We start from the raw sequence: 18,628 nt of genomic DNA on the forward strand, positions 1-18,628 counted from the left end.
GCCATGGTTTCCAGATCGTTCGTTAGAAAAGCGTACATCCTGACTTTTGAATCCCGGGCGAGTGAAGTATGGACCATTATGTCGCAATACAATGAGCCCTATATCTTCATATCAGACAATGCGGACAAGATTGTGGCCTATCTTCGCAGCACTGATATCATGCCATCTCTCCAAAACCCTGATTGGATGAATCAAAAGGTTGATCAATTACCCTTTCATACAAACGTGATGTTTGTGCAAAAAGAAGCAGACATGCTCGATTTTTTTCGGGTGTTCGGTGAAGAAGTGGTCTGTATTCTCACGGCTGAGGGGGAGATTGAGGGATACCTGCAACGTGAGGATATCCTGTATACCCTCTTGACCAGCCAAAGCTCCTCGACCGACTGGATTCGCTCTCTCTTGAACTCCATTCCGATGGGCATTATCATCGCAGATGTTCATGGGCGAATTGAGAATTTCAGCTCGGAAGCACTTCGCATGATTCGCAGTACACCAGAACAATTACGGCAGCAGCAGGTCAGTGAGATCCTTGATCAGACCATCTTTCGAAAGGTAGTCGAGCACGGAGAGACTACCTTGAACCACATTATTATCACAGATCGATTTAGTGTTTTGGCTGATTTTGGCCCCATCCGCAACAAAAATGGGAATGTGACAGGGGTAATCATCGTCCTGCAAGACTTGCCTTATATTGAAAAACTGGCGATGGAGCTGGAGTACGTCAAGAATCTCAACATGGATCTGCAAGCGATTCTTTCCTCGATTTACGATGAAATACTGGTCGTTGATCACAAGGGCGTCCTGCTTCGATACAGCGGAAATTTGATCAAAGACTTCTGGGAAATTGAGAAGGAACAGTTGATCGGGATTAACTTGATGGAGTTGGAGCATGAAGGTTCCTTTTTCTCAACGATCGTTAAAATGGTGATCGAGCGCAAGAAAAAAGTGTCGGTCACTCAGGAAAGCCGATCCGGGAAGAACGTACTGATGGTTGGCAATCCAGTGTACGACGACAACGGCAAGTTGGAGCGGATCGTCATTGCCATGCGGGATATTACGGAAACCGTCCTGTTAAAGGAAGAGCTGCTGCAAGCGAAAAAAATGTCTGAAAAGTACAAGAAAGAATTGGAGCATCTGCGAGATCAGACACGCTACCAAAAAAGTCATCAAGTCGTTTATGCGAGTGAAAAAATAGAAAAAGTGATGAAGTTTATCCAGAAGATTGCCAATACCTCATCGACGGTCTTGTTGACAGGCGAGTCGGGTGTCGGCAAAGAGGTGTTTGCAAGAACGATTTATGAGATGAGTCCACGAAGCAATATGCCATTTGTCAAAGTGAACTGTGGGGCGATCCCGGAAACGCTGTTGGAGAGTGAACTCTTTGGCTATGAAAAGGGTGCATTTACCGGAGCAAACTCGAATGGAAAGCTGGGATATTTCCGGTTAGCCAACAAGGGGATTCTGTTCCTCGATGAAATCGGTGAGTTGCCATTGAACTTACAGGTCAAACTGCTGCGTGTTTTGCAGGAAAGGGAGATTATCCCGATTGGTGGGACGAAGGTAGTGGAAGTCGATGTGCAAATCATTGCTGCTACCAACAAAAACCTCGAAAAAATGGTCGAAGAGGGAAATTTCCGTGAAGATTTGTATTATCGGCTAAACGTGATTCCGCTGCAAATCCCATCTTTGCGGGAGAGACCAGAAGATATTCCACTTTTGAGTCTTCACTTTCTCAAGAAGTTCAACGAGAAATACCAGCGAAACGTGCAGCTATCCCAGGATGCCCTGGATGTGCTGGAGTCGTATTCATGGCCGGGCAATGTACGGGAGCTGCAAAACATTATTGAGCGACTGTGCGTAACAGCCGATGACGACTTGATTGAAGCCTACCATATTACGCCACTGCTGAAAAAAGGAAGCAAAAAAATCATGCACCGGGTCAACAAACTGATGCCATTGAAAGAAGCGACGAGGCTGGTTGAAGAACAAATGATCAGAATGGCGATGGACGAATACAAAACCACATCAATGGCGGCAAAAGTACTTGGTGTCAGCCAGTCAACTATCAGCAGGAAATACCAAGAGATTCAGGAAAAGAAAAGTCGAGGTGAAGAAGTTGGGTTTAAAGTTTGATGTGGTGACTCCATTTGCGGGCAGGATCAAGCAAGTTCGTGTTGGATTGGGAGAGAAAACTAGCGTAGGGGAAGCGATTTTTACCATATCGGCATCAGAAGGGCACTATGACATTTTATCTCCGGTAACAGGCATGGCATGTTCGATTGAAGTAGAAGAAGGCGATGAGGTAATCCAGGGCATGATTCTGGCAACGGTGAAAGAACAAACGGAGTAAGCGAAAGCTCGGATGCATGCTGATCCGAGCTTTTTGGCATGTGAAAAATGTCTCACCAAAAAATAGAAACTAACTTTTGATAAGTCAATATCCACTTTACGGTTTTTGCAATTCTGTCGAAAAAAGTGGCACAAACTATTCTTCCTTTTCGTCCAAAAACAGGTGCTACAATAGTCCTAGAAGGAGTGGATTCTTTTGGATAACTACTGTTGTTGCTACCTGGTTCCTGTTCGCAAATTGTCCATTGTTTCTCATGAGTTGAATCGTCTAGGGTTTTCATTTGTGTGGGAGAGAGCTGGGATGGAAGAAGTTGCTGTCATCGTCCCAGAGATCACTTCGAGAAATTATTTTCAGATCAAGACGCAATTGCATTTATGCTAATCCTTGCGCACATTGTGTGAAGTGTTTTCACCTGTTTTTGGCGGTGTGGCACGAGATCCTGCAGAAGCTGTGGTTGGACGTTTTTCGGTATTGTTGTGTTTGGACATGATGGCAATCCTCCCTATATGTGATCGGTTCGTACATGACTAGTTTGTCACATCTGGCACCAAGAAATGTAAGCAGGTTGAAAACGTAAACTCAAACTCAAAATGTTAATCCGACTTGACAAGTATGAATTGTTGGGAATATACTGAGCCTTAATTAGCTGAAAAACTGCTGACCATACCCATGGAAGCCCCTGTTCAAATCGTTAAAAGGCTGATTTGAAAGGGGGTTTTCCTTTTCGAATGGTGGCCGGGCTAAAGAAGGAGGGAATTTTCACGGGGATAATTCATACTTTATTCATATGAATAGTGTGGATTAAAACTGCAAGTAAGCAATTAGCGAGTAAGTAATCAAAACAAGGATAGGGAGGGATTCATATGTCATCATTACTCGTTGCTGTTACTGTTGCTATCTTTCTTTTCTTGGTATTTTTCCTTTATCTGTTGCAAAAAAAGCATGTCTCGTTTTCGAAACGAGTGTTGATTGGTTTGGTAATCGGGGTTGTTTTTGGTGGCGTATTACAGGCCATCTACGGGCTACAATCGGATGTTCTGAAAACCAGCATTGATTGGTTCGGAATTGTAGGAAAAGGTTATGTGAAGCTTCTCCAGATGATTGTTATACCGCTTGTCTTTATCTCTATTCTTTCTGCTTTTACCAAAGTGAAGTTAACCAATAATATTGGAAAAATCAGTTCGATTATCATTAGTATCCTTGTAGGAACAACAGCCATTGCGGCTGCCGTAGGAATTGCTGCTACTCTTGCCTTTAACCTGGATGGGTTCCAGTTCGAGCAAGGAAAGGAAGAGGCAGCAAGAGCAACACAGGTGGAGCAACGTCTGGAAGATATCAGTAATTTAACCGTACCAGGGAAAATTCTCGAATTGTTCCCAGCCAATCCGTTTTTGGATCTCACTGGTGAACGCTCCACTTCAACCATCGGTGTAGTAATTTTTGCGGCTTTCCTGGGCGCTGCATACCTCGGAGTACGTAGAAAAAATCCGGAGCACGCCGATTTGTTCGCTAAAATTGTGGATGCATTCCACTCCATCATCATGCGGGTTGTGACGCTGATTTTACGTCTGACACCATACGGCATCCTGGCTCTGATGACGAAGGTTACTGCCACGAGTAATTATACATCGATTCTCAAGTTGGGCACGTTTGTTGTTGCATCGTATGTTGCACTTCTCGTTGTGTTTGCTATTCATCTGATTCTCTTGGCTGTTGCCGGGTTCAATCCAGTTACGTATATCAAAAAAGTACTTCCTACCTTGAGCTTTGCTTTCACTTCCCGTACAAGTGCGGGAACACTGCCACTCACTATCAAAACGCAGACAAAGGACCTCGGGGTGCCAGAGGGTATCGCCAATTTCGCAGGGACATTTGGGCTTTCGATTGGGCAAAATGGATGCGCAGGTGTTTACCCAGCCATGTTAGCCATTATCGTTGCCCCTGCTGCTGGGGTAGACCCGTTCTCAGCGTCCTTCCTGCTGTCAGTCATCTTAGTCGTTGCATTAAGTTCGTTTGGGGTAGCTGGTGTCGGAGGGGGAGCCACCTTTGCAGCGCTTTTGGTGCTCTCAACGCTGGATCTTCCTATCGCGATCGTAGCTTTGCTCATCTCGGTAGAGCCTTTGATTGATATGGGGCGCACTGCCTTAAATGTAAGCGGAAGTATTGTTGCGGGTTTACTGACAGGGAGAATTACCAAAACTGTTGATACACAAGTATTTAACCAACAATCAAGCCAGCAGCAAATTGAGGCTTAAAAGAGCAAGAAAACATGATGACCTTCACCGCAGTTTGGTGGAGGTTTTTTTATTGACGATCCAGTATTTACTATATTACACTATCCCTACCGAACGTTTGGTTGTTAAGGTGGTATATAAAAATGACACTGTCATCAAAAGAGAAAATCAAAAAAGCAGCGCTGTCCCTGTTTGCACAAAAAGGGTATTACGGTACATCAATGAACGATATTGCTGTTGCGGTGGGACTCAATAAAGCAACGATTTACTCACATTACCTGGGTAAAACTGAATTGTTTTATGCCGTTTACGAAGACCTTGCTTTTGATTATGAAAAATTGAACGAGAGGCTGTTTGACGAGTCCAAAGAAATGAAACCAGAAGAAAGAATGCGCTACATTTTCGAGGGGTATATCCTCTATTACTACAGAAATAAAGAAATTCAGTCATTTTGGAGTCAGATGATTCTCTTTACACCACCAGAGCTGCGGGACAAATTTCGTGCTGACATCATCGCCCGTGACCAGCATTTTCAGTCGAAAATGGAAGGGATTTTTGCTGAAGCTATGGAGCAGGGAATCATTCGGAGGGATTTGCCGATAAAAATGGTGGTCGCTTTTCGGTCCATGAGAGAAGGTCTGCTCACCTGGATGCGAGTAATTCCGGAAATAAAAGAAGAAATGATCCATGCATTCTGGAACGAACTGTGGTTCGGATTGCAAATTCGTGAGTAAAAAAATGAAAACGGAGTGAGCAGGTATGAGTACATATGTATTGATTCATGGGGCTTTTCATGGAGCGTGGATGTGGGATAAAGTTGTTCCTTTGCTGCAAGTAAAAGGACATCGAGTCGTTACGCTGGATTTGCCGGGACATGGAGAAGACACAACTCTACCAGCGACTGTTACCTTGCAGGCGTACGTAGACCGTGTGTGTGAAGCGATCGACAAGGAGTCAGAGCAGGTAGTCCTTGTAGGTCACAGCATGGGAGGTATGGTCATTTCACAGGCTGCGGAAAATCGTCCAGAGAAAGTGAAGTCACTTGTCTATCTTGCTGCTATGCTCCCACATAACGGAGAATCGCTGTTCCAGTTAAATCAAGGCGATAAGTTTGCACTGCCGTTGCCTGTTGGCATCAGTGAAGACCAGACGTATTTACAGCTGGATGTGAGCCGGATCAAGGACAATTTCTATGGTGAGTGCTCCGATGAGGATGTGGCCTTTGCTCAAGAGAAGCTTTGCCGTCAACCATTGGCACCGTTCATCACGCCGGTTCAACTTTCAGAAGAGCGCTATGGCAGTATTCCACGCAAGTATATTTCCACTTCAATAGATCGAGCCATATCGATCGAGTTCCAAAGAGAATTGCAAGAGAGGACACACTGCCAGGAAGTTGTAACAATTGATTCAGACCATTCACCATTTTTTTCCGATCCGGAAAAGTTGGTTGGAGTGTTGATTGATATTTAGACAAGAGGGGGGCTATATTTGAGCAGTTATGATTATGATAACTCCTTTTCACTTGAGGTTGAGGAACATAGAAGTATGGAGAAAAGTGGCTATACCATTCGTGACATCTCCTATGCTAGCCCGCTTGGTGGAAGAGTGCCAGCGTACTTGGTTGTCCCACATACAGACCGACCTTCTCCAGCGATTTTGTACTTGCACCCTGGGCAAGGGAATCGATCCACTTTTTTAGGAGAAGCGGAGAAGATGGCTGAGAAAGGTTTTGTCTCCTTATTAATTGATGCTCCGTTTTTGCGAGTGGATGCTGCTAATCAATCGAACATGGAGCCAAGTGTGGTGCAAATCGTTGAAATAGTCACGGATGTCACGAAATTTAGACAGACGATTGTTGATTTGCGCAGAGGGATAGATCTGCTATGCAGTTTCCCAACAGTGGACTCCCAACGGATATCATATGTTGGGCATAGTTATGGAGCTACCTGGGGTGGGGTACTTGCAGGAGTGGAAACTAGAATCCAGTCTTATGTGCTAATGGCAGGACTCTCTCGAAGTTCCGAGTGGCATCGTTCAAGCGAGCACCCGTTGGCAGCGCTCGTTCGTCAGGTGTTACCAAAAGAGAAATTTGATCAATTCATTTCGGAAATAGAGCCGATGGATGCCATTCATTTCATTGACAAAGCGGCACCGGACTCCTTGCTGTTTCAATTTGCTCGCCAAGATGATTTCATTTCACCTCATCAGGCTAATGAGTACGTAGAATCGGCAAATACATCCAAAGAAATGATTTGGTATGAGACTGATCATTTGTTTACGAATTGCACGAGAGCAGAGGAAGATCGGATGAATTGGCTCAGTAAATAAAAAAGAAGCCCTTTACCAGCAAAATCGGTAGAGGGCTTCATCTGTAATATTCAATTATTTCAAATCAGTATAGTACTTAGTCAATTCATCAAGCATGAGGTTTGCTGCTTTTACACCACCAGCAGTGTTCCAGATCACGTCATCAACCTTGAATGCTTTTTTGTTTTTTACTACTTCAAGACTTTGGAAGAGTGGATCGTTTACCCATTCTTGTTCTGTTTGATTTCCTTTACCGTCACCTTTTTCGTAAGTGAAGTAGAACATGATGTCGCCATCCATCTCTTTGATGCGCTCTTTGGTCAACTCATCAGCAAATTCTTCTTTGTTTTGTGAGTCAGGACGAGCAAGCCCAATTTGGTTAAAGATTACGCCAGTGAAAGTGTCTTTGAAGTAGATACGAGTTTTACCAGGCATAAAGCGAACAACGGAAACTTTGAGACCCAATTTGTCTTTGAAGGTTTCTTTGAAAGTATCGATACGTGCATCAAATGCAGACAAGACTTCTTTGCCTTTGTCTTCTTTGTTCACAGCTTTTGAATACAATTTGAAGTTTTCTTTCCAGTCGCCACGCAATGTTTCAGAGAATACCGTTGGGGCGATAGCAGACAACTGTGTATATTGTTTTTCTTGACGCATTTTGTTACCAATAATAAGATCTGGTTTCAACTTAGCAATTGCTTCAAGATTGAGTTCACTTTCCAAACCAACAATCTCTACGCCATCCAATTCAGCTTTAACATGGTCATACCAAGGGTTTCCAGTAAAGGATTTAACTGCACCAACCGGTTTCACACCAAGAGCAAGCAATGCTTCAGTACCTTCATTTGTAAGGATAACGACACGCTCAGGAGTTCCTTTGACTTCTGTTTTGCCCATTGCGTGCTCAATTACTCGAACATCACCAGCAGGAGCACTAGCATCAGCTTTTGGTTGCTCAGGTTGAGCTGGTTGTGTATTTTGTTGTCCACCGCATCCCGCAAGCAGTAATGCAAGGGATAAGAGGAAAATTAATAATCGGGAAGATGTTTTAGACATTGAAAGTTCTCTCCTTGTTGATAATGATTTTCATTCACAAGGTATATAGTAATATCAGCCAGTGGGATAAGTCAACACTTTATTGATATTAATTATCAAAGTCATTGCATTGAGACTAATTTTCAATTAGACTTGACTTATATGCAGTAGTATCAGAAAGAAGAGTCTAAATAAGAAAATCATCGGGGAGTTAACATGAACTATCTATTGTCTAGTAATTTTGCAAAATGGACTGCCATGTTACTTGGAATGGCACTCGTATTCATATTGGGCTGGGCGAGTGTGATGTTCGGCTTGACGAATATCACCTGGGAAATGGTAGTTGATTCATATACCAAGTTTAACGGCTCACATGAACATCTCATTATTCAAACGGCTCGGGTACCCAGGGCAGCCATCGCAATTGTTGTGGGTGCAAGCCTTGCTGTCAGTGGAGCATTGATGCAGGCGCTCACGAGAAACCCGCTAGCATCTCCTGATATTTTCGGATTGAATGCGGGAGCGAGCTTTTTTATTGTTTTTGCCGTTACTTTTTTATCAATGTCGTCTCTGGAATTATTTAAATGGGTTGCATTTTTGGGTGCTTTCGTTGCGGCGTTGGCGATTTACATACTTGGTTCGTTCGGCAGAAACGGATTAACCCCCATGAAATTAACGTTAGCTGGAGCATCCATTGCGGCGCTGTTCTCATCCTTGACCAAGGGAATGTTGTCAATCAATGAGACAGGGTTGGAAGAGGTACTGTTCTGGTTGGCCGGTTCAGTTGAAGGAAGGGAGCTCAAGATGCTCTATCCTGTACTTCCCTATCTCGGCATTGCCTGGGTTGGATCCATGATTCTGTCCCAGAAAATCAATATACTCCTGATGGGTGATGATGTAGCCAAAGGTCTGGGTCAGCGAGTGGTGCTGATCAAAGCAATGACCTGGCTTATCGTGGTCATTCTTGCAGGTGGTTCTGTTGCAATTGCTGGACCTATCGGATTCATCGGAATTGTTGTTCCTCATCTTGTACGATCGATGGTAGGGGTGGACCACAGGTGGGTGATTCCATTCAGTGCGATTTGTGGAGCAATCATGCTTCTGTTAGCCGATATTGGTGCCAGATACATTATCATGCCAAAAGAAGTCCCCGTTGGTGTAATGACAGCGCTGATTGGTACTCCATTTTTCATCTACATTGCACGTAAGGGGTTTAACCGAAAATGAACAAATACTTTCCTATTCGAAATAATCGGTTGTCCTTCTCTTTCTTAATGGATCGCAAGGCAATCGTCGTACTGGTCCTGTTAACACTTGCTGTCATAGCAACAATGATCTTGAGTACGGGGATGGGCGACGTGAAAATGTCTCCGATCGAAGTAGTTCAGGTGTTGATAGGCAGCGGGTCAGAACTGAATACGTTGGTGGTCAACACGTTTCGCTTGCCCCGGATACTCATTGGTTTTTTGGTCGGTGCCTCATTGGGTGTAGCTGGAGCTATTTTGCAAGGGGTTTTTCGCAATCCATTGGCATCACCTGACATTATTGGAATCACGGGTGGGGCGGGTGTAGCAGTCGTTACCTTCCTAGCTTTTTTGCTCGATCCGAATGACAACTCATTGAAGGTCAGCATTCACTGGCTTCCGCTAGCTGCATTTATCGGAGCGGCACTTATTGCATTTCTGATTTATATCCTTTCGTGGAAAAACGGAGTAACACCCATTCGACTTGTATTGGTCGGGGTTGGACTTGACGTTGTTACAAGAGCCATTATGGAAGTCATGATGATTTTCGGTCCGCTGATCCTTGCGACACAATCGAAAATCTGGATTACTGGCAGCATCAATGGTTCAACATGGGATAATGTATGGACGCTTTTACCGTGGGTGGCCTTTATCATTCCGTTTACGTTTATCATCGCCAGGAACCTGAATATTCAGGAGCTGGGTGATGATATTGCCAAAGGAGTAGGCAGTGCTGTTCAATGGCAGCGTTTCACACTTCTTCTCGTCGGTACCGCTCTTGCAGGGGGAGCCGTTGCATTTGCCGGAGGAATTGGTTTCGTCGGTTTAATGGGGCCGCATATTGCAAGACAACTGGTTGGCTCTTCTTATGGCGCATTACTGCCTGTGTCTGCTCTCGTAGGTGGGCTGATCGTTTTAGTGGCTGATTTGGTGGCAAGAACAGCTTTTCTACCGCTGGATATTCCTGCTGGGGTATTCACCTCAGTCATCGGCGCTCCGTACTTCATCTATCTGCTTTACAGGAGTCGGAATACGTAATAAATGAGATTCTTACATTGAGTTCGGGACCCAAGCACACATAGAAGGGGAGTTGCGACATGCATGCGTTAGAAACAAAAACACTTACACTTTCGTACGGTCAGGACATTATTATCGATCAGCTTGATCTGATGATTCCCAAAGAAAAAATCACTGTATTCATCGGTAGTAACGGCTGCGGCAAGTCAACATTGCTTCGGTCACTTGCTCGTTTGTTAAAGCCAGACAGTGGCACGATCATATTAGATGGCTATGAAATGACTCATCTCTCATCCAAAGAGATTGCCAAGAAACTGGCTATCCTTCCACAAGGACCGATTGCACCCGAAGGATTAACGGTACTGCAATTGGTAAAACAGGGGAGGTATCCGTACCAGAATTGGTTTAAACAATGGTCAGAAGAAGATGAGAAAGCGGTTATGGATGCACTTCGAGCAACCAAAATGATTGAATTAGCAGAGCGACCAGTAGATTCTCTCTCAGGTGGGCAACGACAAAGAGCATGGATTGCCATGACACTTGCCCAAGGAACTGACACGATTCTTTTAGATGAGCCGACAACGTATCTGGATCTTACCCATCAGGTTGAGATTCTTGACCTATTGTTTGAGCTGAATGAAAAAGAAAAACGCACGATTGTCATGGTACTGCACGATCTCAATTTGGCATGCAGGTACGCTCACCATATCGTCGCTGTCCAGAATAAAAGAATCTTTGCTCAAGGTGCGCCGGAGAAGGTTATTAGCGAAGAACTGATTCAAGCTGTCTTTGGAATGGATTGCAAGATCGCTTTTGATCCGCTGTTTGGTACACCAATGTGTATTCCTTATGGCAAAGGGCGCAAAGTAGCGCCTGCCCTTGCCTGAGTTGAAGGTGGGAAATAGTATGGCACTAGGCATAGAACAGATAGAACAGCTCGAGCGGGAATACCGTATTGCTTTTGCTGGTAGCTATGATCATCGGGACGATAGTCAAAGCGAAAAATCGCTTCAATTTAGCGGTGCTGATCTGTTGGGGGATGAAAAGTTACGCCAACTGATGGGGGTTCTCTGCTCGAGTTTGCAGGCTCCCAACAGCATAGTTGCAGCATCACTTTTTGCGAAGTATTACAGTTATCTTTTGCTTAATGCTGGATTCTACAGTGTCATGCAATTGAGACGCAATCTTTCTCTCTCTCTTTCCAATCTGACGCTGGTCGTTCCAAGCGACAAGTGGAGCCCAACCATTGAGTTGAAGGATGAGCCATCAGATGAGCCAAAAGATATCTCGAGAGAGCAGTTGTTGCTGAAAATGATTCATACAGTGGTAGAGGAAAATCTGCGCCCCCTTTACACCAAGCTTGCTGAAATCACGTATATCAAGAGTCACGTGTTATGGGCTCACGCTTCCTACTCTGTTCATCATTTATACGATGTATGGAGCGAGAAACAAGGAATGACCGAGGCTGAGCTAGCGGCAATTTTGGGGAAAGTGCAAGAATTAAACATTGAATTTCAGGTAATTGACCATCCAATTAAGGCAGGGGAGAAACTGCGTATCCGCAAAGAGTGCTGTTTGCGTTGTTTACTGCCGGAAGGAAGCAAGTGTACGACGTGCCCTGGTCTGGATGAGCGTGAGCGGGTTGTCGCCTTGCAAAACTATCTGAAATTGAAATAGCAAAACAAAAATCCCTTTGCAAAAGACAGAGTTGGAGTGCTCTGTCTTTAGGCGTAAGGGATTTTTTAAATGTTCAAAACTGAAAAATAAATTTTTGGATTGACGGAAAGGTTCTCAACTAGCGGCACAATTGATATTGGTGTCACAACGACACCTATTCCGGATGAGCGAATTACCGTAGTGCCGTTATTTCACGAAGAATTTGCGTTGACTATTTAGTCAGACCATCCCCTCGCCGGCTGAAGGTGAACAAGATGGACTCATCGGTATTATTACAGGAATTTTTGAAGTGACGAATACGGGGATTTCTGCTGCGATTGTCTTTGGATTTTTCGCTGCCATTCTCTTTCGGCCGGAGGGTAGTACGAGCGTAACTAAAAAACCAGTACTCCTTTAAAATAGGGAACTGGTTTTTTTATTGGAATTGACTGGGAGGCGGTTTTGCCTCAAAATGTTAGCATAAGAATATCAATTTTTACTGATGAGGTATTATTTCAATGAGAAAAATAATAAAAACAATAAAAATTTTATCTATTTTATTCGCTGTAATTTGTTTATCTGTTTTTAGCATCGACAGCTATGTGAAAAGCCAAGGCTCCAAATACATTGTCACCACAAAAGATGCTCCAGAATCTGATGCGATTTTGGTCTTGGGTGCTTATGTTTTTCCAAACGGAAGAGTATCCGATATCCTTAACGATCGTTTAAAGGTAGCTTTAGAAGTCCATGATCAAAGCAAAACGCCTAAAATTTTAGTCAGCGGTGATCATGGGCAAGTGAAATATGATGAAGTAAACGCGATGAAAAATTACATGCTCGAGAATCATATGAAAGACGAAGATATTTTTATGGACCATGCGGGATTTAGCACTTATGAAAGCATTTATAGAGCAAAAGAGATTTTTAAAGTGAAAAAACTCGTTATCGTGACACAGGAATATCACTTGACGAGAGCAATCTATATTGCAAGACAGATGGGACTTGAAGCATACGGAGTCGCTTCGGACAAGCACGTGTATACAAACATTGAAAAATTCAAAATGCGTGAAATTGCCGCAAGATACAAGGATTTCTTTTTTGTGAATGTTTTTAAGCCAGATCCTACCTATTTAGGAGATGCCATTCCAATTTCAAGTGATGGCAGGCTTACGAATGATAAATATTAACGTTTTCTCTGTTTATCCAGACTATATAGAGATAACAGGGATATATTCGATACATAGGTAACATCGTTGTCTAATGAAAATCCTATTAATAACAAATGGATGAGTATGGGATGGAGCTGCCGGATTAAATATCGGTGGCTTTGCTGCGTTAAAGGGCAGTTTAGTTTAATAAGACTTTTCAGTTATTATAAGTGTTAATGATATATCTTGGAGGAAATTATGAACAAAAGGTTTTCTCAACCGATGAAAATGTTAATAGAATTTACCAACTTATTTTTGGTAAGCTGCCCTAATTGTAGTGGTTGTGCAGAAGTTTATATCCCTAATAATGCAATAGGATACGAGGGTGTTCGTACTTGGGGAATAACATCTCGAAGGTTAGTTTGCAAAAGTTGCGGGCTAATAAAAGAAGTGCATCCACGAAGGGGACCACATAATGACTGGAAATTTGATTATGAACTTTATACGAATAAAAGACCAGTAGATTGGTATTTTGGCTTATCCCTATATTTACAAAGCCCTTGCTGTGGTAATACATTATGGGCTTACAATAAAGAACATCTTCAATATCTCAAGGAATTTATAGGAGCGGAACTAAGAGGGAATGGACATTATTATCTGAGTGTTGCAAGCAGGCTACCTAAGTGGTTGATTGATAAAAAGCATAGAGATGAAGTAATGAAATGTATTCACAAATTGGAACATATGTAAAACTAAATTTATTACGTTAACGTAGATCAATAGTTTAACAACAGTTCCTTATTTAGTACATAAAAGGATGATGATCTAAAATGACAGAAAGCATTTATAAAGATTGGCCAGGTTTGTGTATGGGGATTCATATGTGGGAAGATGGAGAATTTGAGTGAAAAGACTGTTTTTAATCAGCTCTCATTCTTCAACGAAGTCGAGGCAGAAGCTGTTCGGCCCTGCCACAAGGTGATCTACGGAAAGCACTGACTTACAGCCGGAATCAGAAGGACAAACTCATGAACTTACTGCTTGATGGCCGACTTGAACTCAGTAATAACCGAGGGGAAAGGGCGATGAAGCCGTTTATCATCGGAAGAAAAAACTGGCTCTTCAGCAACACCCCACGTGGAGTGAAATCAAGTGCTATCATTTACAGCATCATCGAGACCGGCAAAGAGAACGGCTCTGCAACAACCAGTCGCTTTTTTAAGTACTAGGAATATAGTTGCTTGGAAGTTTAGTGAAGGTATTGATAAAATAATGAGAAACACTACAAAAAGCTTTTTTTATAGTGTTAAAGTGTAATAAGTATAACCAATAATACTACTTCAAGGGGGGCATTAGCTTATGTGGAAAGAATTCAAGGCATTTGCACTAAAAGGAAACGTGCTAGATCTGGCGATTGGGGTTATCATCGGAGCCGCCTTTGGAAAGATTGTTAGCTCATTGGTCAATGATATCCTGATGCCGGTTCTAGGTCTGCTTCTGGGAGGCTTAAATCTCACCGAAATGGACTTCAAGTTAGATAATGCGGTTATTAAATATGGTTCCTTTCTGCAAACCGTTGTCGACTTTTTCATCGTTGCACTCTCCATATTCCTTTTCGTAAAAGGATTAAGCAAATTCAAGCGTAAGGAAGAAGTGAAATCGTCCGAACCTGAGCCACCAGTACCATCAGAAGAAGAGAAATTGCTTGCTGAAATTCGAGACTTGTTGAAAGAGCGTCAAAGCTTGCGCTAACGTTGTGATTTAGTGCCTGTCACCACCCGAAAAATGAACAATTCAACATCGAAATCCAACTGCACAACAAGTACGACATGGAAAAACGCTCATTGTGCTATTTGGCCAAAATGTACGAAGGATTTGCGTTGGCTGACGATCTTAAGATTCACTTTCTCGGAAACGAATCGACTTGTTCTAAGAAAGTTTTGTCTGGAAGATGTAGAGTCATTTTATTTATTTCGTTCTAATCCCGACATAGCGAGGTTTCAATCATAGGAGAACTACCAACGTGATCAAGCTGTATCTTTTATAAAAGAGCAGATTGAATCTTCTCCAAATATACCAGGAGCTTGGTTCCAATATACTGTGGCACTAAAGAATACGGGACAATTAATTGGTGATTGTGCTGTTCATACTTTACAATCTGAGTCAGATATCGTAGAGATTGGTTTTACTTTTGCTCCTGAACATCATAGAAGGGCATTTATTGCAAAATTATCGGTCTAATTGGAAATGGGTAGATGAATATCTATATGCTATTCTTCAAGAAGAAATCCTATAACCTAACGGAAATCAATAGTTTGGAAATAAAAATATAAAGACTCGCACCATTGCTGCAGTGCGAGTCTTTTCCTTTGTTTTTCGTGAACAACTACTCTTTTGTTCTAGTCATCAACATGAGTACCGTAATTAACGTAAATCCGACAAGAGCCAGGAACGGAATCGTAATAAAACCGAGCCAGTCAATGTAATCAACGTTGCAAGGAACACCCTTTTGACAAGGCTTGACTACTGTGGAAAGCGCAGGAATCTTTTGCAACGCATAATGATAGAGAGAAATCATTCCACCGAAAATAGACAGTGTCAAGACGTATTTCTTGATTTTCTTGTCATCAAAGAAAGCGGCAATTGCTAACAGGATAGCAATCGGATACATGAAAATCCGCTGATACCAACATAATTCGCAAGGAATATACTCCATCACTTCACTAAAATAGAGACTGCCAAAAGTAGAAACCAGTGAGACAATCCAGGCCAGGTATAAAGTGTAATTTTTAATAGTTCTCATTGGTATTACTTTTTCCCTTCTAACGCTTTGTTAACGAGGGAGGTAATCATATCGTAATCGAATGGATCTTCAAGAATCGTTCCATTGACGACAACAGTTGGTGTTTTTTCGACTTTAAACTTCTCCACGAGGGTATTGTCAATCTCAAGCTGAGGTTTTGCCGTTTGGTTATCAATATCCTGTTCCAGTTTTTTTAGATCAATAGAAGGGGTATGGGTTTTGGCAATATCGAGCAGAACCTCTTTGGTTACCCAGTTGGAATCATGGTTTGTTTGCTCAGGCTGTTTGGCATAAACCTCTTTGTGAAAAACTTTGTATGCTTCTGGATCCTGAGCAAATACGGATTCAGCTGCAAGAGAAGCTAATGTGGATTCTTCTCCATGAAACAGCACATTGACATAAACCAGTTTGGCTTTGCCTGAATCAAGGAAATCTTGTTTCAGTTGCGGGAAAATATTTTCAGTCCAGTATTTGCACGAAGGACATTTATAATCACCAAGCTCAACGATTGTTACCGGAGCGTCAGCGTTTCCCCAAAACGGTTGATTTTCAAACTCTTTCTGATTGTCGACAGCAACAGTTTGAGCTGCCTTCTGCGAGTTGGTCATCAAGAACAGTCCCAGCATCAACATGACGATAACGGTTGTGAAAATAACTAGCTTCCTATTTAAAGTAGAACTTTTACTCATAAAAACCTCCTAGACTTGTTTTTCTATCATATAAACTTCAACTAATAACCTACTCACCTATCGTAAGTAATTATCGATTAATAATCAAATGAATTTACTGTAACAAAGTCTATAAAGGTAAAAAAAGTTTGAGAAATGTAATGTTTGTTTTTTACTTGAACCAAACAAAATAACACTGCTCAAGTGCAGTGTTATTTACTACTTTTCAACAGCCTTATGTTTAGGACTCTCGCTAAGAGTACTTTCATCTACAATGTGTTTAAGACTGGCAAAACCAGGAGTAAATTTACTATTGGGGATTCTTTTCTTGGTAGAGAGGTTCTTAGAGTGAATCGTCTTTCTGTAACCTCTTTTCGAGAAAAAATCAATTAATCTCATCTCTTCCCCCTCCTAGCTTGCTTTCTTCATATTTTTTATTTTTGATACAAACTTGGTAACAAAACCTAATAATAACATATACGTGGTTAGCCGTTCGAACTCCTGCATATTTTCTGGAGTAAATATATCATTTTTATATATAGCAACTGCAAATCCTAGCCTGAATTTGCCAAAGTTCTTTACGATAGAAAACTGTTCAATGTTTGAGTTTGGAAATCGTTCCTTAATATGTTTATCGGCTATTCTACTATCATCTTGAAGCATAGATGACAGTAAGAGAGTATTTACTGTATCTAAATCTTTGAATTCTGTTAGGTAAATATACTCAAACTGCTTCTCATTTTGCGTTGGAACAATCCAATAACAGCAGAGCTCGTCAGGATTTAAGCCAAAGATAGACTTTACTTCCATCTCAAAAGCTTTCATAAATGCTACTACATTTGCATTTATTATTACTGTTCGTTGACCACTGCCGTCCAAACTGTTAATTGCATTGGCTAATTCCTTCTCGCAGTATTTCACATCCATTTGAAACTCGATATTGTTCCCTTTTATCTTGTTAACGACAAACAAGACGATCAGAACAAGCCCTGCAAGAATTGATGAGTAAAAGATAAACAAACCCAATGTGGAAACTAACGATGCTAATTTATTTCCTTCTTTTGGTGATCCTACTATTGATAGCCATTCAATCGGCTTATACATCCATTTATGTATATCAACTATTAAATCTGGCAATAGACCCTTAAGAGTTTCGAACGCTAACCATAAGAACAAAATGAATAGGATGCCAAGAAATGAAAGAATAGATTTGTATTTATTCTGCAATAGTTTCTCAAGCACCTGAAAATCCCCTTTCGAGAAACGGAAAATTTTTATTAGTTTAACAAATATTTCCAAATCAAACAATGAGAAAAAAATACTACCTAGACTTAGGTAGTATTTTCGTTGTCTCTATAATGACAGAATTAATTTTTTGGTTGCCTACGATTTGTGTTGTCTTTTTTACCATCTTACTGCATTCTTCAATCTTCTTTAGTGGCTTAAATATTTGTACTCGCCCCCTATCCAGTGTTGCTTATCCATAGTTTCTACTCCTTACTCTTATAGCCTTTTTTTACAGTGCCTAAACAAAAGTTACACCCTAGGTATAAAAGCATACTTTTTAACTTATTTCGATTGAATCCTTTTTAGACCATTCGATAGGGGGACTTATTTTTCATTAATTTGAAATCGGTTGGTTCAATTTACTTTTTCAAAGCTGGCTTGTAGTTTCCTGGTATTGCATTGGATGAAATAGCAAGGCGGTTCCAGCTATTGATGGCAATGATCGCCATAAGTAAATCAATGAACTCTTTCTCACTAAACTGCTCACGAACTTTCTGGTATAGTTCATCAGAAACGCCATTGGTTGAGATCAGCGTAACGGCTTCAGCCATCTCCAAGGCGGCACGTTCCTGATCAGTATAGAAAGGGGATTCTCTCCATGCAGGCAAGCAGTAGATTCTCTGTTCGGTTTCACCATGTGCTCTGGTATCGATCGTGTGCATATCAAGGCAATAGGCGCACCCGTTGATCTGGGAAACACGAATCTTCACCAATTCAATCATCTTGTAATCCAGACCTGTTTTTCTCACATATTCTTCGACTCCCAATAAAGCCTTGAATGCTTCTGGTGCCACTGCTGTGTAATTTACTCGTTGTTTCATCAAAATCTCCTCCACCTTTTTCATTTGGTTACACCCTTAAGACAAGGAAGGAGAGTAG

Annotated in this window: 20 protein-coding genes and 4 pseudogenes; 18 read left to right on the top strand and 6 right to left on the bottom strand. The window is 41.9% G+C overall.

The window, feature by feature from the left end; all coding sequences use genetic code 11:
* Positions 1–3 precede the first annotated feature (3 nt).
* The 7 genes from ACPW7N_RS11645 to ACPW7N_RS11675 all read left to right on the top strand — a co-directional run bounded on the left by ACPW7N_RS11645 (position 4) and on the right by ACPW7N_RS11675 (position 6,912).
* Positions 4–2,133 (top strand): sigma-54 interaction domain-containing protein, encoded by a 2,130-nt coding sequence (locus ACPW7N_RS11645; protein ID WP_425651253.1) that lies wholly within the window; start codon positions 4–6, stop codon positions 2,131–2,133.
* The gene (locus ACPW7N_RS11650) at positions 2,117–2,350 is read left to right on the top strand and encodes a biotin/lipoyl-binding protein (protein ID WP_425651254.1); all 234 of its coding nucleotides are present in this window, start codon (positions 2,117–2,119) and stop codon (positions 2,348–2,350) included. Before ACPW7N_RS11645 ends, ACPW7N_RS11650 begins: the two co-directional genes overlap by 17 nt.
* A 195-nt stretch (positions 2,351–2,545) precedes the next feature.
* Entirely contained in the window at positions 2,546–2,731 is a 186-nt protein-coding gene (locus tag ACPW7N_RS11655; protein WP_425651255.1) for a hypothetical protein, read from the top strand.
* 482 nt (positions 2,732–3,213) lie between these two features.
* Complete coding sequence (locus tag ACPW7N_RS11660) at positions 3,214–4,605, top strand: L-cystine transporter (RefSeq protein WP_425651256.1); 1,392 nt, start codon at positions 3,214–3,216, stop codon at positions 4,603–4,605.
* A gap of 122 nt (positions 4,606–4,727) precedes the next feature.
* Positions 4,728–5,318, top strand: a complete 591-nt coding sequence (locus ACPW7N_RS11665; protein ID WP_425651257.1) for a TetR/AcrR family transcriptional regulator — start codon at positions 4,728–4,730, stop codon at positions 5,316–5,318.
* 25 nt (positions 5,319–5,343) lie between these two features.
* Positions 5,344–6,054 carry an alpha/beta fold hydrolase gene (locus ACPW7N_RS11670; protein WP_425651258.1) on the top strand — a complete coding sequence of 237 codons (711 nt, stop codon included), beginning with the start codon at positions 5,344–5,346 and terminating at the stop codon, positions 6,052–6,054.
* An 18-nt stretch (positions 6,055–6,072) separates the two neighbouring features.
* Positions 6,073–6,912: an alpha/beta hydrolase gene (locus ACPW7N_RS11675; RefSeq protein WP_425651259.1), complete on the top strand. Its 840-nt coding sequence runs from the start codon at positions 6,073–6,075 to the stop codon at positions 6,910–6,912.
* A gap of 54 nt (positions 6,913–6,966) precedes the next feature.
* Here ACPW7N_RS11675 and ACPW7N_RS11680 read toward each other — a convergent pair whose 3' ends face one another.
* Positions 6,967–7,947: an ABC transporter substrate-binding protein gene (locus ACPW7N_RS11680; protein WP_425651260.1), complete on the bottom strand. Its 981-nt coding sequence runs from the start codon at positions 7,945–7,947 to the stop codon at positions 6,967–6,969.
* Between the two features lie 195 nt (positions 7,948–8,142).
* On the opposite strand from ACPW7N_RS11680, the gene ACPW7N_RS11685 reads away from it, so the two are divergent.
* From ACPW7N_RS11685 to ACPW7N_RS11730, 11 genes and pseudogenes are all read left to right on the top strand, one after another.
* Positions 8,143–9,153: a FecCD family ABC transporter permease gene (locus ACPW7N_RS11685; RefSeq protein ID WP_425651261.1), complete on the top strand. Its 1,011-nt coding sequence runs from the start codon at positions 8,143–8,145 to the stop codon at positions 9,151–9,153.
* Positions 9,150–10,208 carry a FecCD family ABC transporter permease gene (locus ACPW7N_RS11690; RefSeq protein ID WP_425651262.1) on the top strand — a complete coding sequence of 353 codons (1,059 nt, stop codon included), beginning with the start codon at positions 9,150–9,152 and terminating at the stop codon, positions 10,206–10,208. Before ACPW7N_RS11685 ends, ACPW7N_RS11690 begins: the two co-directional genes overlap by 4 nt.
* A gap of 59 nt (positions 10,209–10,267) precedes the next feature.
* Complete coding sequence (locus ACPW7N_RS11695; RefSeq protein WP_425651263.1) at positions 10,268–11,074, top strand: ABC transporter ATP-binding protein; 807 nt, start codon at positions 10,268–10,270, stop codon at positions 11,072–11,074.
* Positions 11,075–11,093: 19 nt separating this feature from the next.
* Positions 11,094–11,864, top strand: coding sequence for an IucA/IucC family C-terminal-domain containing protein (locus tag ACPW7N_RS11700; protein WP_425651264.1), 771 nt, complete (start codon positions 11,094–11,096; stop codon positions 11,862–11,864).
* Positions 11,865–11,984: 120 nt separating this feature from the next.
* Positions 11,985–12,080 (top strand): annotated as a pseudogene (locus ACPW7N_RS11705) (LysR family transcriptional regulator); the annotation flags it as partial.
* Between the two features lie 22 nt (positions 12,081–12,102).
* Positions 12,103–12,261, top strand: a pseudogene (locus ACPW7N_RS26790) (hypothetical protein); the annotation flags it as partial.
* A gap of 100 nt (positions 12,262–12,361) precedes the next feature.
* On the top strand, positions 12,362–13,030 hold the full coding sequence (locus ACPW7N_RS11710; RefSeq protein ID WP_425651265.1) for a SanA/YdcF family protein: 669 nt from the start codon (positions 12,362–12,364) through the stop codon (positions 13,028–13,030).
* Between the two features lie 219 nt (positions 13,031–13,249).
* Positions 13,250–13,741, top strand: a complete 492-nt coding sequence (locus ACPW7N_RS11715) for a hypothetical protein (RefSeq protein WP_425651266.1) — start codon at positions 13,250–13,252, stop codon at positions 13,739–13,741.
* Between the two features lie 218 nt (positions 13,742–13,959).
* Positions 13,960–14,184, top strand: a pseudogene (locus tag ACPW7N_RS11720) (IS66 family transposase); the annotation flags it as partial.
* 166 nt (positions 14,185–14,350) lie between these two features.
* Positions 14,351–14,743, top strand: a complete 393-nt coding sequence (gene mscL, locus ACPW7N_RS11725; RefSeq protein ID WP_425651267.1) for a large conductance mechanosensitive channel protein MscL — start codon at positions 14,351–14,353, stop codon at positions 14,741–14,743.
* A gap of 29 nt (positions 14,744–14,772) precedes the next feature.
* Positions 14,773–14,973: pseudogene (locus tag ACPW7N_RS11730) on the top strand (PD-(D/E)XK nuclease family transposase); the annotation flags it as partial.
* 404 nt (positions 14,974–15,377) lie between these two features.
* Here the strand turns inward: ACPW7N_RS11730 and ACPW7N_RS11740 are convergent.
* The 5 genes from ACPW7N_RS11740 to ACPW7N_RS11760 all read right to left on the bottom strand — a co-directional run bounded on the left by ACPW7N_RS11740 (position 15,378) and on the right by ACPW7N_RS11760 (position 18,570).
* Positions 15,378–15,794: a disulfide oxidoreductase gene (locus ACPW7N_RS11740; RefSeq protein ID WP_425651268.1), complete on the bottom strand. Its 417-nt coding sequence runs from the start codon at positions 15,792–15,794 to the stop codon at positions 15,378–15,380.
* A 5-nt stretch (positions 15,795–15,799) separates the two neighbouring features.
* The gene (locus tag ACPW7N_RS11745; protein WP_425651269.1) at positions 15,800–16,483 is read right to left on the bottom strand and encodes a thioredoxin domain-containing protein; all 684 of its coding nucleotides are present in this window, start codon (positions 16,481–16,483) and stop codon (positions 15,800–15,802) included.
* Positions 16,484–16,681: 198 nt separating this feature from the next.
* Entirely contained in the window at positions 16,682–16,861 is a 180-nt protein-coding gene (locus tag ACPW7N_RS11750; RefSeq protein WP_425651270.1) for a hypothetical protein, read from the bottom strand.
* A 12-nt stretch (positions 16,862–16,873) separates the two neighbouring features.
* Positions 16,874–17,704 carry a hypothetical protein gene (locus ACPW7N_RS11755; RefSeq protein WP_425651271.1) on the bottom strand — a complete coding sequence of 277 codons (831 nt, stop codon included), beginning with the start codon at positions 17,702–17,704 and terminating at the stop codon, positions 16,874–16,876.
* Between the two features lie 404 nt (positions 17,705–18,108).
* Complete coding sequence (locus ACPW7N_RS11760) at positions 18,109–18,570, bottom strand: carboxymuconolactone decarboxylase family protein (protein WP_425651272.1); 462 nt, start codon at positions 18,568–18,570, stop codon at positions 18,109–18,111.
* Positions 18,571–18,628: the final 58 nt, after the last annotated feature.

Source organism: Brevibacillus nigriterrae (assembly GCF_049846925.1).
Taxonomy (GTDB): Bacteria; Bacillota; Bacilli; order Brevibacillales; family Brevibacillaceae; genus Brevibacillus_H.